Source organism: Paludisphaera borealis (genome assembly GCF_001956985.1).
In the GTDB taxonomy this organism is placed as follows: domain Bacteria; phylum Planctomycetota; class Planctomycetia; order Isosphaerales; family Isosphaeraceae; genus Paludisphaera; species Paludisphaera borealis.
On the sequence record NZ_CP019082.1, the window covers coordinates 2,071,560 to 2,084,801 of the forward strand.

8 protein-coding genes are annotated in these 13,242 nt (G+C 63.1%); 4 read left to right on the forward strand and 4 right to left on the reverse strand.

Annotation, left to right across the window (positions count from 1 at the left end; translation table 11 throughout):
- The first annotated feature begins 284 nt into the window (after positions 1 to 284).
- From BSF38_RS08170 to BSF38_RS08185, 4 genes are all read left to right on the forward strand, one after another.
- The gene (locus BSF38_RS08170) at positions 285 to 1,784 is read left to right on the forward strand and encodes a DUF1501 domain-containing protein (protein WP_076344626.1); all 1,500 of its coding nucleotides are present in this window, start codon (positions 285 to 287) and stop codon (positions 1,782 to 1,784) included.
- Positions 1,785 to 2,875: 1,091 nt separating this feature from the next.
- Positions 2,876 to 4,030, forward strand: a complete 1,155-nt coding sequence (locus BSF38_RS08175; RefSeq protein ID WP_076350685.1) for a DUF1559 domain-containing protein — start codon at positions 2,876 to 2,878, stop codon at positions 4,028 to 4,030.
- A gap of 129 nt (positions 4,031 to 4,159) precedes the next feature.
- Positions 4,160 to 5,626 carry a sulfatase family protein gene (locus BSF38_RS08180; protein ID WP_076344628.1) on the forward strand — a complete coding sequence of 489 codons (1,467 nt, stop codon included), beginning with the start codon at positions 4,160 to 4,162 and terminating at the stop codon, positions 5,624 to 5,626.
- A 230-nt stretch (positions 5,627 to 5,856) separates the two neighbouring features.
- Positions 5,857 to 6,693, forward strand: a complete 837-nt coding sequence (locus tag BSF38_RS08185) for a PEP-CTERM sorting domain-containing protein (RefSeq protein WP_168189340.1) — start codon at positions 5,857 to 5,859, stop codon at positions 6,691 to 6,693.
- A 273-nt stretch (positions 6,694 to 6,966) separates the two neighbouring features.
- Here the strand turns inward: BSF38_RS08185 and BSF38_RS08195 are convergent, their stop codons facing one another.
- From BSF38_RS08195 to BSF38_RS08210, 4 genes are all read right to left on the reverse strand, one after another.
- Positions 6,967 to 7,425, reverse strand: coding sequence for a DUF1569 domain-containing protein (locus BSF38_RS08195; RefSeq protein ID WP_076344634.1), 459 nt, complete (start codon positions 7,423 to 7,425; stop codon positions 6,967 to 6,969).
- Positions 7,426 to 7,616: 191 nt separating this feature from the next.
- Positions 7,617 to 9,482: a cyclic nucleotide-binding and patatin-like phospholipase domain-containing protein gene (locus BSF38_RS08200; protein WP_076344636.1), complete on the reverse strand. Its 1,866-nt coding sequence runs from the start codon at positions 9,480 to 9,482 to the stop codon at positions 7,617 to 7,619.
- Positions 9,472 to 10,464: a lipoprotein N-acyltransferase Lnb domain-containing protein gene (locus BSF38_RS08205; protein ID WP_076344638.1), complete on the reverse strand. Its 993-nt coding sequence runs from the start codon at positions 10,462 to 10,464 to the stop codon at positions 9,472 to 9,474. The genes BSF38_RS08200 and BSF38_RS08205 overlap by 11 nt, the downstream gene beginning before the upstream one ends.
- A 595-nt stretch (positions 10,465 to 11,059) precedes the next feature.
- Positions 11,060 to 12,316, reverse strand: a complete 1,257-nt coding sequence (locus tag BSF38_RS08210) for a tetratricopeptide repeat protein (protein ID WP_076344640.1) — start codon at positions 12,314 to 12,316, stop codon at positions 11,060 to 11,062.
- Positions 12,317 to 13,242 lie beyond the last annotated feature (926 nt).

The following is a 13,242-nucleotide window of genomic DNA, read 5'->3' on the forward strand; positions in this document are numbered from 1 at the left end:
CAACCTGATCCAGTATTCGCCAAGCGGCCCCGCAAAGCAACCAACGCCCAGGATCGCCGAACCGAGGAGCAGACTCTACTCGTCCCAGACCGGCCAAGGCAGAATGAGAGCCTGATCGTTCGCGTCTGAAATTGCAGCGGCAAGGCCGAAAAGAACGACGGCTTCCGTTCGATCCAACGCACGGTCGTTGAACAGTTCTCAAACATAGAGTATCGTAAGTGTCGATAGAAGATCGGTCGACACGAAGGCGTCGAGCAAGGGTTCCTCAACTGGCGAGGCTGCCGATGATCCGGGTGCTGGGCGGACGGAAACAGTTGTGCGACGGCCTCACGAGGCGCGACCTCTTGCAAGTCGGCTCGCTCGGGATGCTGGGCGCGGCGCTCGGCGGTTCGGGCGGCGTTCTGGCGCGCGAGGCGGGTTCGACGTCGTCGTTGCCCGGGTTCGGTCAGGCGAAGTCGTGCATCATGCTCTTCATGTACGGGTCGCCCAGTCAGATCGAGACGTTCGATCCCAAACCCGACGCCCCGGTGGCGATTCGCGGCGAGTTCGGGCACATCCCGTCGAGCGTCCCCGGCCTGGACGTCTGCGAGCGGTTGCCGCACCTGGCGCAGGTGATGGACAAGGTGACGGTGCTCCGGTCGGTCTCGCACCTGTACCCCGTCCACGGCGTCGCCTACGCCACGACGGGCAACCCGGTCATCCCGCTGGCGATGGAGCTGAACCCCCGCGACCCCGCCCACTGGCCTTACATCGGTTCGGTCGTCGATTACGTCGACGGCCAGCGCGCAGGCTCCAGCGGCGGGCCGCCGGCCGTGCCGCGGAACATGGCGCTGCCGTTCGCGTTCAGCAGCCAGCGGATCGGCGAAGTGGCGCGAGCCGGCCCGTACGGCGGGTTCCTCGGCCAAGCCTACGACCCGATCTACACCGAGTTCGTCGGCAAGGGAACCACAAAAGCGAGCAAGACGCTGGCAAAGCTCACCTGGGACGACTTCGAGCTTTATCGCGGCGTTACCCCCGAGAGCCGGTTCCAGCTCGGCGCATCGGGAGGCCCGGGGGCGACGGTGACCGTCGACCAGCTCGACCGTCGCCGCAGCCTGCTTCAGCAGCTTGAAGAAGCGCATCGCAAGATCGACTCGTCCGGCGGGCCGGGCGTCGACCGCAACCGGGCGATGGCCTATCAACTGCTGCAATCGGCGAAGTTCCGCCAGGCGTTCGACCTCGACCTGGAAACGTTCGACACGCGAGCCCTCTACGGCATGACGCTGTTCGGCCAGGCGACGTTGACCGCCCGGCGGCTCGTCGAAGTCGGCGGCCGATTCGTGACGGTCTTCTGGGACGAGTACGGGCTCGCCGGAACCGGCTGGGACACCCACTGGGACCACTTCCCCCGGATGAAGGATGAGCTGCTCCCCGGACTCGATCGGACGCTCTCGGGCCTGCTCCTGGACCTCGACCGTCGCGGGACGCTCGACGAGACGCTCGTCGTCCTGTTGAGCGAGCACGGCCGGACGCCGCAGATCGGCAACGTGCAGGGCGGCGGCCGCGATCACTGGTCGCGGTGCTATTCGGTGGTGATGGCCGGCGGCGGCGTGGGCCGCGGCCGGGTGGTCGGCAAGTCCGACAAGATCGGCAGCGACCCTCTGGAGCGCCGGGTCTCGCCCAAGGACATCCTGGCGACGATCTACCACCTGCTGGGCATCGACCCGGCGACGATGATCGCCGACCGCCTGGGACGCCCGATCCCCCTGGTGCACGCCGACGTCATCCCCGAAGTCCTCGCCTGACCGCATTATGCTGAAGCGTCTGCCGAGAGCCTGCCCCGATACAAACCATCATGACGCCGTGGGGACACACGGCCTCATGAAAATGGGGATCGCGGTCGGCCAGGTCCGAATGGAAGCCCGCGGCGCGATCCAGAGCCCATTTTCATCCGGTCGGGCACCCCAAACTGGGGCATGACGATTCGTTCGCGCCGAGACCGCCCCCTCCCGGCTCACCGGCGGATTTGGGTTCGTTTGATGGCCGAAAGGCCTAACTCCTAGCCCCTAAGCTCTGCTATAGACAAGACTTATGGATGGTTCCGAGATTGGCTTCGATCGCGCGAAAACCAACCAATTTCGGTTCATTCCCGCCCCCTCCATCACCTTCCCTCGCTCCGCCCCCCACGGACCAGCCATCGAACCAGCCCCGGTCGATTGGCTCCGTTCGCGCGGCTTTTCCAAGCTTCCTCCGGCTCTTTCACCTATGGCGATTAGCTTTGTTCGCGCGATGATCGAAGCCGACGGCGTCGATCGCCGGTTCACGTTCCATGACCACCCGACAGCCGTATTGCGAAAGAGCCGGACGACTCGCAGAGTCCTCCATCTTGAACATACGATCGACCGACGGGCTTGATCGACGAGTCCTCTCGCCCGACCGGAACCTGGCCGCGACGAAGTGCGATTGAAACGATCCGGCGGCAGGAAGGGATTGCGCGGATGGAATAAAGGGGACGGCACAACCCGAGAACTCGTCTGACTCTCGGCTCGATGGTCGCCCTTGCCGGCGTCGCCCAAACCGCCTAAAGATCCCCGCGGTATAGGAATGACCCCGTTCCTGGTTTTGCGAAATCTGCGGATGTCTTCCTCCCTGTCGTCCTCGACTTTGGAATCCTCCAGCCGTCGCATCAGCCTGAATCACACTAACTCTATCAATAAAGTAGGTATTCGGCTTGACGTGAGCACTCGACCCTGAAGAGAATGGCGGCCGCATGGAGAGGAATCTCCCGCCTCCCCGCCTAGATACGGCCGACTCGTCGACGAGCGGCATGTCGAGTCGATCGCCGGGTTTCGCCGACCGCACCAGCCGGAGGCACCCGGACCTGATGGAGTCTTTCATGCTGATACTGCATCGCGACGGCCGGTCGAGGCCGGCCCACGCACAGCTCCGCCGCCGCCCCGGGTTCACGCTGATCGAGCTACTGGTCGTGATCGCCATCATCGCGGTTCTGATCGCACTCTTGCTGCCGGCCGTGCAGGCGGCGCGCGAAGCCGCGCGTCGGATCCACTGCGTAAACAACCTGAAGCAGCTTGGGCTCGCCCTGCACAATTATCACTCCACGATCGGCTCGTTTCCCATCGCCCAGTCCTGGGCGAAGACCACGCCGGGGGCCAATTACGGGGGCAACCCGTGGAGCGCACATTCGCAAGTACTGAGCCACCTGGAGCAGTCTACGGTCTACAACGCGATCAACTTCAGCTTCGCTCCGGCTCAAGCACTGAACCAGGCGTACTACACCAATTCAACGATTCTCTACTTGCGACTGAACTCGTTCATTTGCCCCTCGGACGGCATCTCTCCCACGACCCTGGACGACATAAGAATGGACTTCAACTGCAACTACTCAGGTAGCACGGGGACGACCGTCGAGGCGATTGGGGCCGTGCAACAGACTGTGTCGATCCAAGACTCGACGGGCATCTTCGGCTTTGACAACCCGATCAAGCACGGCTCCCGCGTCTACAGCGTGGCGAGCGTGACCGACGGCACGTCCAACACCATCGCTTACTCCGAGCATCTGGTTGGAGGAGTCGGGCCGAGGGTCACCGACACGCGCCGCGCGAGCTGGGGAAGAGTGCCTGAGGTCGCCGGCGTGGTCTCCCTCGACCCCACCGCCTTGTACCCGCAAGTCGTCCAGGCCCTCGCGGCTTGCGGCGCGTACGCCCGGGCCAATGCAGCCACGACCGATACGTCCGTGGGATCCAGTTTCAGCGGTGCCACCTGGATGGCAGGCTACCTGGGCACGACGCTCTTCAACACGATCACGCCGCCCAACAGTCCGCAATACGCCTTCAACTCGTGCCAGGCGGACCCCCTGTTTACGTGGGGGCTCTCGGGGTTCGTGAACTCGACCAGCAACCATTCAGGGGGCTCCAACTTCACCTTCGCCGATGGCAGTGTTCGCTTCATCAAGAGTAGCATCGACCTTCGGACCTACTGGGCGCTTGGCACCAGGGCCGGCGGCGAAGTGATCAGTTCCGACGCCTATTGAGAAACAATCCCAAGCATGGAAGCTGGATGAAACGAAAACTCGCCGACGCCCCGGGTGTCGGCGGGTTCACTCAGCCGTCGCCCCTTACTTCGCACGCGAAACCTGACGAAGTCACCATAAGGAAGAACGATGCAATTGCCCGCCTGGCCGGCACCACTCCCTGGACGTTCGACTTGCCTCGCCGCTTTCCTGACCTTCCTTGTCGGCGCGGCCTCTCCGGACGCCGCGCCGGGTGAGGAGGCGAGCCCCCCCAACCTGGTTCTGATCTTCTGCGACGACCTGGGCTACGGCGATCTTGGGAGTTACGGCGCGCGGGGATACGAGACGCCGAATCTTGACGGGATGGCTCGCGAGGGCGTCCGGTTCACCGATTTCTACGCGACGAGCCCCGTCTGCTCGGCCTCGCGGGCGTCGCTGCTGACCGGCTGCTACCATGAGCGGGTCGGCATTCAAGGCGCACTGGGGCCTCGCAGCGGGACCGGGCTGAGCCACGCCGAGACCACGCTGGCCGAGCTGCTCAAGCAACGGGGTTATGCGACCGGGATGGCGGGCAAATGGCACCTGGGCTCGCATCCCTCGCAGCGCCCGACCCGGCACGGGTTCGACGAGTTCCTCGGCCTCCCGTATTCGGCCGACATGTGGCCCCGACACCCGGAGGCGCCGAAAGCGTACCCACCGCTCCCTCTGATCGACGGCGATCGGAATGCGATCGCGGACGTCACCCCGGAGGATCAAAGCCGCTTCACGGAGCGCTTCACCGAGAGGGCCGTCTCGTTCATCCGTCGCCATCGCGACCGCCCGTTCTTCTTCTACCTCGCGCCGAACATGCCGCACGTACCGCTGTTCGCCGGAGAGAAGTTCCGCGGCAAGACCGAGCGGGGGCTCTATGGAGACGTGATCGCGGAGATCGACTGGTCGGTGGGTCAGATCCTGCGGACCCTGAAAGAAACCGGGCTCGACGACCGAACCCTGGTCGTCTTCACGTCCGACAACGGCCCGTGGCTGAGCTACGGCGATCACGGGGGCTCGGCCGGCCCGCTCCGCGAGGGGAAAGGGACGTGCTACGAAGGGGGCGTCCGCGAACCGATGATCGCCCGATGGCCAGGACGGATTCCGCCGGGGCTGGTCTGCCGCGAGCCAGCCTCGACGATCGACGTTCTCCCCACGATCGCCGCACTCGCCGGCGCCCGACTCCCCGACCGCCCCATCGACGGCAAGGACATCCGCCCTCTCCTCTTCGGCGAGCCCGGGGCCCGCAGCCCGCACGACGCGCTTTTCTTCCAGTACCTCAACGGCCAGCTCCAGGCGATGCGGTCGGGGCGGTGGAAACTTCTCTTCCCGCACACGGCGAGGACCATGATCGGCCAGGCCGCCGGCAAGGGGGGCGTCCCAGGCAAGTACGCGCAGCTCGCCGTGGGCCTGGAACTCTACGACCTGGAATCCGACATCGGGGAGACGACGAACCTGGCGGAACGGAAGCCCGAGGTCGTTCGCCAGTTGGAGGAGAAGGCCGAGCGCTTCCGAGAGGAACTCGGCGACAGCCTGCAAAAGCGCACCGGCAAGGCCGTCCGCCCGCCGGACCGCGTATCGGACTAGGATGCGGCGATCCCGTCTCCCGCCCCGAAAGCCCCGAGAAAAAAAACAGGCCAAGTCCCTAGAAGAGCGTGGGTTACGACGTCGCTGGACGAGCGTTTTGCGCACACCGAAGCATGCTTGGATCGTATTGACACCCGTCTGAACTTCGCTTAATTTTCAAAGCTCGCACGGGCCGACCTCGGCTTGGACGCCGAGGCCTGAGACGAATGAAGCACAGGGAGGGGACCATCATGCTCACGCGATCGATACAAAAAACTCGCGGAATTCGTCTCGGACGGACCTTCGTTTTAGTCGCGCGACAGGCATTGGCCGTCGGGGTCTGCGCCTTGGCTGCGGGGCAGTCGTGGGCGTCGCCTTACATCGCGACGGATCTCGGCCGCGTTTCTGATATGCAGCAAAAAGGGCAGAGCTTCGACAACACGAAGACAGGCGTCTCCTACGCCTTCCCCGTGACGGTGAGACAATTGGCCGGTGCGGAGGGGAACAACCTGCCGACCTATTCGGCGCACATCAGCCAGCCTCTCACTCCCATCGGGGACGGCACCGCTCATACAAAAACCGTCACGATGCATCCGCTGTTGATCAACAACTCCGGGACGGTCATCGGCACCCTCGATACGGTCGTCGATCGCTTCGGCAATTCGGTCTCCACCAATATCGGGTATGCCGTCAGGTCGCCTGACGGCACCTATTCGCCGTTCGTGACGATGGCCACCGCGCCCAACGGCGCATACGTCCACCTATTCTTGAGCCAGGCGAATCAGATTCTCGCCCTCGGCCAAAAGACGTGGTTGGTGGACCTGAACAAGGGCACGACGACGTCGCTCGATCAACTGGTTCCACAACAGATCTTGCAGAACTATCCGTACAATCAGTACGTCCAGGGCATTGACGATCGGGGCGACATCGTTATTTATGCCGACAACCAATATACCGGGTCGGAAGCCTTCATGCTCACGCCGCCGGGTCTGGACCCGCCCGCGGTGCCTGAGCCGTCGACGCTGCTGATCTTCGCCGCAGCCGGCGTGCTGGTCGTCCGCACCGCCCGCCGTCGAAAGCTCGCCTAGAATTTCATCCGGTCGGGAGCCTCGGAATTTCGAGGGTGCATCGGCGGAGGGTGGAAGTGGCACGCGAACTTGCGGTTGTCGTCCTGAAAACGACCGGTCCAATGGGACGCCCACCCGACGTCCCGCTCTGGACATCCGACCGCGTCAGTCGCCGACGGGGATGGAAAAATCAAAGGGGTCAGGAGCCGAAATTCCATAAAGAAGGGATCGACTGAGTCAGTCCCGACCCAGTCAATCTACCTCAATAGCTCCTGACCCCTTTGATTCCCTACCTCAATAGCTCCTGACCCCTTCGATTCCTTGTGACCCCTTTGATTCCTTGACCCCTTTGATTCCTTGACCCCTTTGATTCCTTAACACCGGGTGCGAGGCGAACGGGCCGTCGTCGGTCGTGAAGCGTTTGATCGCGTCGCGCAGGGCCTCGGCCTGTTCGGTCGGGTCGCAAGAATCGGGCGGTACGAGGATCGCCAGCGGCGGGTGCGCATTCTCCGGAAAGCGGCCGGCGCGGAAGAACATCCGGCGCAGGGCGCGCGAGCGGTCGCGTCCTTCGACGGGCTCGGCATCTCGATCGGCCTCCATCGAGAGCCGGACGCCCACCGCCAGGTGATAAAGGATCTGCCCCAGGGTCCAACGGCCGACGGCCTCATGACCGGCCAGAAGTCGGTCGACGTCGGTCATCACGCCGTCGAGGCCGTCGAGGCCGTCGAAGCTGAGCGTCCGTCGCTCGGTCATCTCGTCTCCTCCACATGAAGAGGGTATCAACTGGGTCAGTCCCGACCCAGTCAAGCTACCTCAATCGCTCCCGGGCCCCTTGATTCTGTTTTAACCCCTTTGATTCTCCTCATGCCATTCAAGAATGACCCTTTTCCGGCTCCCCCCCCGATTGCGGTGGGCTTCTGGTACGCGATGAGAGTGGACTCCTGTTACGTGGCTTGTTCCCCATATGTATCAGAGTTTGTATTGAAGAGTTGAGGATCGAGCCGATTCAACAGCCGCCGGATCTTGGGGATTTGTTCGAGCGCGGCCGCCTCTCCGATCGCGGCGAGCTCCTTCGCCCTCATGAACTCCGCGGAGTCGACGCCCGTCACGTCCGGTTCGATGACCACGTCCGCCGGCTGAACACCGAAGGCGTTCAGGCTGTGGTTCTGAACCAACAGGCTGCGCAAGATCGTCGGCCCGATGCCCGGCTTGTTCCTGGCCAGAATGGCTTGGCCAGGTTTGATGTCGCAGAAACGAGTCTCCAGCTTCGCCGTCACGCTGATGGCGATGACGAAGTTGCAGCCCATCGAAACCAGCACATCCGCCGGGATATTGTTGACCAGCCCGCCGTCGATCAGCGCCTGGCCGTCGCGGACGATCGGCACGGAGAGGACGGGCAGGTTGATGCTCTCGAGGATCGCATGGACGGCGTCGCCGCGTTCGCGAACGACCGAGTTGCCGCTCACCAGGTCGACCGTGACGGAGAGACAGGGGACGGCAAGTTGCTCGAGTCTCCAGTCGTGCAGGTACTTGCGAAGCATCGGGTCGAATTTCCCGCGACGATACTTGTGAATCAGGTACCAGTAGTTGCCTTGCGGCAAGCGGCGGAAAATCCATGAGGGGCGAAGGTCCGTGGCGAACTGATTTGCGTTGTAATCGGGATCCAGGCCGGCGGCGTACATGATGCCGGTCATGGCTCCGGCGCTGGTGCCGGCGATCATGTCGACGACGATGCCGCTGCGCTCCAGGGCCTTGAGCACGCCGAGATGCGACATGCCTCGGGCGGCCCCCCCGCCGAGGGCTACGCCCACACGCACGCCCCGGAGGTCGTGTACCAGCCGCTCCAGCCCGTTGGCCAGCGACCGACCCATCGGCGGTTTTGGCGGCGTTTCCTTGATTTTGAAATCGCGGGAGACAAGCTCGGGAAGGTTCGGAACTGCGGAGACCACGGAACTGTCGCCCCTGATCAGCCAGGCGACACTGATCTTGTCGCGCCAGCCCCGGGCAGACACTTCCATCGCCTGCAGGCGGCGGATTGCGCTGTCGGCCTCATCTGCCGGGATGAAAAAGACGGCGCGGTCGACGAGATTCATGAGCTGCGCCGCCCGTTCCGGCGTCAGGAAGGTGTGGACGTCGAAGATGATTCGATTGGCGTCCTGCCAACGAGCGACCTGCTCCCGGATTTCCTCCGAGGTCAAATCTCGGCCGTCCTCTCGGAGTGCCCGAAACCGCACATTCGGCGAATCCATCCGCTGGTCCGAATCGCTCAACACCGCGAGTTGCTCACCGACGTCGCTCAGTCGCCGGATGAGCCGTTCTGCCGTCTGACGCGTGGTGGGCGAATCGTGAATCAGCGCCAGCATCATCACCGAGCGCTTGGGGGCGTCGCCCAAGAAGAGCTTTCGCAAGCTCCCCGCGTAGGTCTTCAGCCACAGACGGCGCAGGTCCGGCCTGGCGAGCGTCAGTTCCATCGCCTCTTCGTAGTCCAGCCTGAGGACCGTCGTGGGCTCCAGCGCGACGACGCGGATCGGCACGGATTCGCCGAGCGCGCCGACCATCAGCCCGAATTGCTCGCCGCGCTCGATCATGCGGAACAGCGACTCAGTACCGTTTGAGCTGACTCGAACCGCCTTGAGCCTCCCTCGCAGGACGAAGCCCACCGTGGTGAGCACGACGTCCGCCTCGTGGACGACGCTGCCGGCTGCATACTGCGCGACCCGGCCGAGCCGAGCGACTTCGTCGAGGGTCTCATCGGATGCCCCCTTGAAGTACTCGTGCACTTTCAGGAGCGGAATGATCTCATCGTTCATGACGCCGCCTTTCGAGTTCGCGACGGATGTGATCGCCGAAGCCCGACGCCGGGGCTGTGTCCGCAATGTCGTTCAGGCAAGCGAGTCGGCGGAGTTCCTTGAAGGGTAGAGTCCGGTCCAATCGACCGTCGTTGTAGAGAGCCCGATCCAAACGGGCGTTCGCAATGACGCGCCAGTCCCAGCGGACCCGTGTGCTGGGAAGCTTGTAAAAAGAAGTTGTACAATTCGTGAACAGGACGTGATACCAGCGAGGACTCTCGTATAATTGATTGATCGTATTCACGTAATCGAGAAACACTTCTGTTAGTTCCTCGACGGTGGAATTGAGGTGGTAGAGGTACGCCAATTGACCTTGGCTGTATTTCGTGCGTCGTAGAATGGCGTCGCGTTCGTCCGCGGCGACGAAGATCAGTTCCTGCTGTCGATACAGGCTGCGAACGACCGAGTATTTTTGCCCCTTCGGGAGACGCGCCTCGATCGACATGCAGATGCGGCCATCGGGTCCGAAGTCGAAGATGAGGGCAGGGTGGCCCAAGAACCCATTTCCCCAGTCGAAGAAAATGACGTCCACGCCCTTGATGCTCGACAGATGATACACGCGGGCTTCGTACCGCGGCGTGAAATCGTCCAGCGGATGATCTTCAAGGTTGCGGACGTTCTCGATCGTCACCGCATCGTCGGCTCTCACAGCCCGCGGCAGTACGGCGGCGTTTGGGTCCCACTCGCGATCGTTGGTCGGTTCCAGTCGGAACCACCAAAGGAGGAATAGGAACTCCGCCCCGAGCAAGGCAACGATCGGCTGCCAGAGCGGCCTCCAGGCCGCGAACACCGCAATCACGCCAACGGCCCAAGCCAGCGCGACCCAACGGGCCCACCTGGCTCCGCCGCACATGTCGTAGTAAATCGCGCCGACCATCCAAACCGCAACCAGGGCGCTCGCCAGCAGCGATGCTCCCGTGATGAATTCCAGTATGAGGCCCATGAACGTTTTCTCTTCTGAGCGGCGCAGCCCATTGCGAGAGCGGGTTGATGCACCTGCTAGAGCCGGTTCAAGACCGGCGTTCACTCAGTTTACCAGAACAGGGAAAAGAAACAGAAAAGAGAACAGAAAAGGAAGAGAAACCGGGCCAGAAAGGCGACCGGTTGGTGTAATCCTACCCAGAAGAAGCACGCGGACCTGAGCGGAGGCCGGCAGGTACGATGTTGCGTGTCGATCGCCGAAGAGAAAACGTGGCCTGCCCTGCCAATAGTGTTCGGCACGAGATTTGAGATGTCGTTAGAAGTTAGTGTGGTTTGAGTTTGGGCTGGGCACGTAGGGGCGTCCCTTGTGGGTGCCCGATCGGCGTCGGCGACTGCGGCGATCCCCGGCAATTCGGGCGCCCACAAGAGACGCCCCTACAGGCATGCGGTCTTCCATCCCCCCCGGCTAAGCGCAACTCAAAGGTGAACCGCTCTAACCGATTTGTAGCCGACCCTGTGAGGCCAGTCTCATGCGGATGTGGAGTGAAGCGTCTACCAGATCGCCGGTGACCACGTCGTCGACTTCGACGTCATGCTGGTGTTCGACGGGTCGGGCGTCACGGCTTCGGCGACTTATCACCGGGCTTCTGCTTCTCCTGCTTCTCGTGTTTCTCCGCCCACGCCTTCCCTTCGGGCGAGGCGACGAACTCCGCGAATTCTCCGACTTCCGACAGGTCGCCGATTTCTTCGTCGAACACCGACTCCAGGGTTTCGAGTATTTCCGCAACCTCCCCGAACCGCTTCTGCTCCATGGCCGCGCCAAGCAGGCCGTCGTAAGCCGGCTTCAGGTCCGGCTCCTCGACGATCGCCGCGCGGTACGCCGCCAGGGCGTCGTCGGGCCGCTTCAGGAGCGTCAGAATGTTCCCTCGCAGCACCTTGAGGTACGCGTCCTCGCCCAGCGCCTTCTCCAGCTTCCCGATGTACTCCAACGACTTCTCCGGCTGCTTCATCAAGAGGCAGCCGTCTACCATCTGGAAGTCGCTGGCCGGGTCGCCAGGAAAGCGTCGGGCGAAGTCCTGGATCGCCTCCAGATATTTCGCGTCGTCGCCGGTCTTCTGGGCCGCGGCGCACCGGAGCACCTGGAAGATTTTCTCGTTTTTCAGCTCCTCGGGGAGGGCGTCGTAGATCGTCAGCGCCTCTTGCGCCCGTCCCTCACGATTGGCGGCGGACATACGCTTCACATCGCCGATGTGCTTGAAAAGATCGTGATCCTTGCTCAACAGGCGGTCGACGATGCCGCGGTTGATCTGGGCGATGCCCGCCAGGTACATACGACGGGCCCCCTGCGAGGCCAGCTCACCGGTCGACAGCGAGTAGTAGTCCACAGCCCGGATTCGGCCGTCCGGCCTGCGGTCGAGCATGAACAGGAGGTACGAGACGATCCCCTCCGGCTGGATCAATCGGAACAGAAACGCCGGCCGGCCCCGCCACTCAAGCGCCTTGGTGACGCGCACACTGGCACCAGCCTGGACGGTCGGTCGGAGTTCGACGAGCAGGGCGGGGCCGTCGCGCTCCTGGGTCTTCCGCGCCCCGTTGAGGAACCCCTCCCGGAACGGGGGCGGTGCCTTGACGCCCGAGGAGGCGGCCTCCAGCATGGCTTCGGTGTCCATCGCCTGCTCGACCGCCTTGGAGTCGAGCCGCACGATCGCGTCGGCCATCCTCTTGCCGAACTCCAGCGCCTCCGCCTTGGATATCGGCCGGCTCTCAGCAACGGTCTCCGGCGGCTTGTCCTGCGCATACCCCGTCGCGCCGGAGCCCACGATCCCGATCGCCGCCGCGATGCCCCACGCCGCCGCGCGCCCTGTCCTGCTCATCGCCCTCGCCTCCTCAGCCACCGGCCATCCCCATCTCTCGGCTTGCTCTGAAAATAGCTCGTGGGACCGACTGCGTGACGATCGAGGAGCGGAATACCAGCCCGACGCGCCAGCGAGGGGATCGCCTCGGCGATTCGATAACACTCCCTCGCTGGCGCGTCGGGCTGGTATTGGGAGGCCGCTCTCGACACGGCCCAGAGCCCATTTCCATGAGGTCGGTCACCCCAAACTGGGGCATGACGATTCGTTCGCGCCGAAACCACCCCCTCCCGGCTCACCGGCGGATTTGGGTTCGTTTGACGGCAGAAAGGCCGAACTCCCAGCCCCTAAGCTCTGCAATAGAAAAGATTTATGGCTGGCTCTAAGATTGGCTTTGATCGCGCGAAAACCACCCGATCTCGGTTCGTTCCCGCCCCCAACCTCGACTTCCCTCGCTCCGCCTCCCACGGACCAGCCCCGGACGATTGGCTCTGTTCGCGCGCTTTTCCAAGCTTCCTCCGGCTCTTTCACCTATGGCGATTAGCTTTGTTCGCGCGATGATCGAAGCCGTCGGCGTCAATCGTCGGTTCACCTTCCATGACCACCCGACAGCCGTATTGCGAAAGATTAGGACGACTCGCAGAGTCCTCCATCTTGAACATACGACCGATCGACGGGCTTGATCGATGATTCCTCTCGCCCGCACCGAAATTGGACGCGACGAAGTGCGATCGAAACGATTCCGCGACAGGAAAGGATTGCACGGATAACGACGAGGGCGAAGCGAGTCGGGATCTAAACTGTTCCTCGGCTGAATGACTGCCTTCGACGACTGTGCCCAAAACGCCTAGACTTCCCTGTGGTTTAGGAATGCCCCCGTTCCTTCCGGAGTGGGCGTCCCATGGGTGAGAGTCTTGATGGGGCGAGGGTCGAACGCAAGGAAAAAC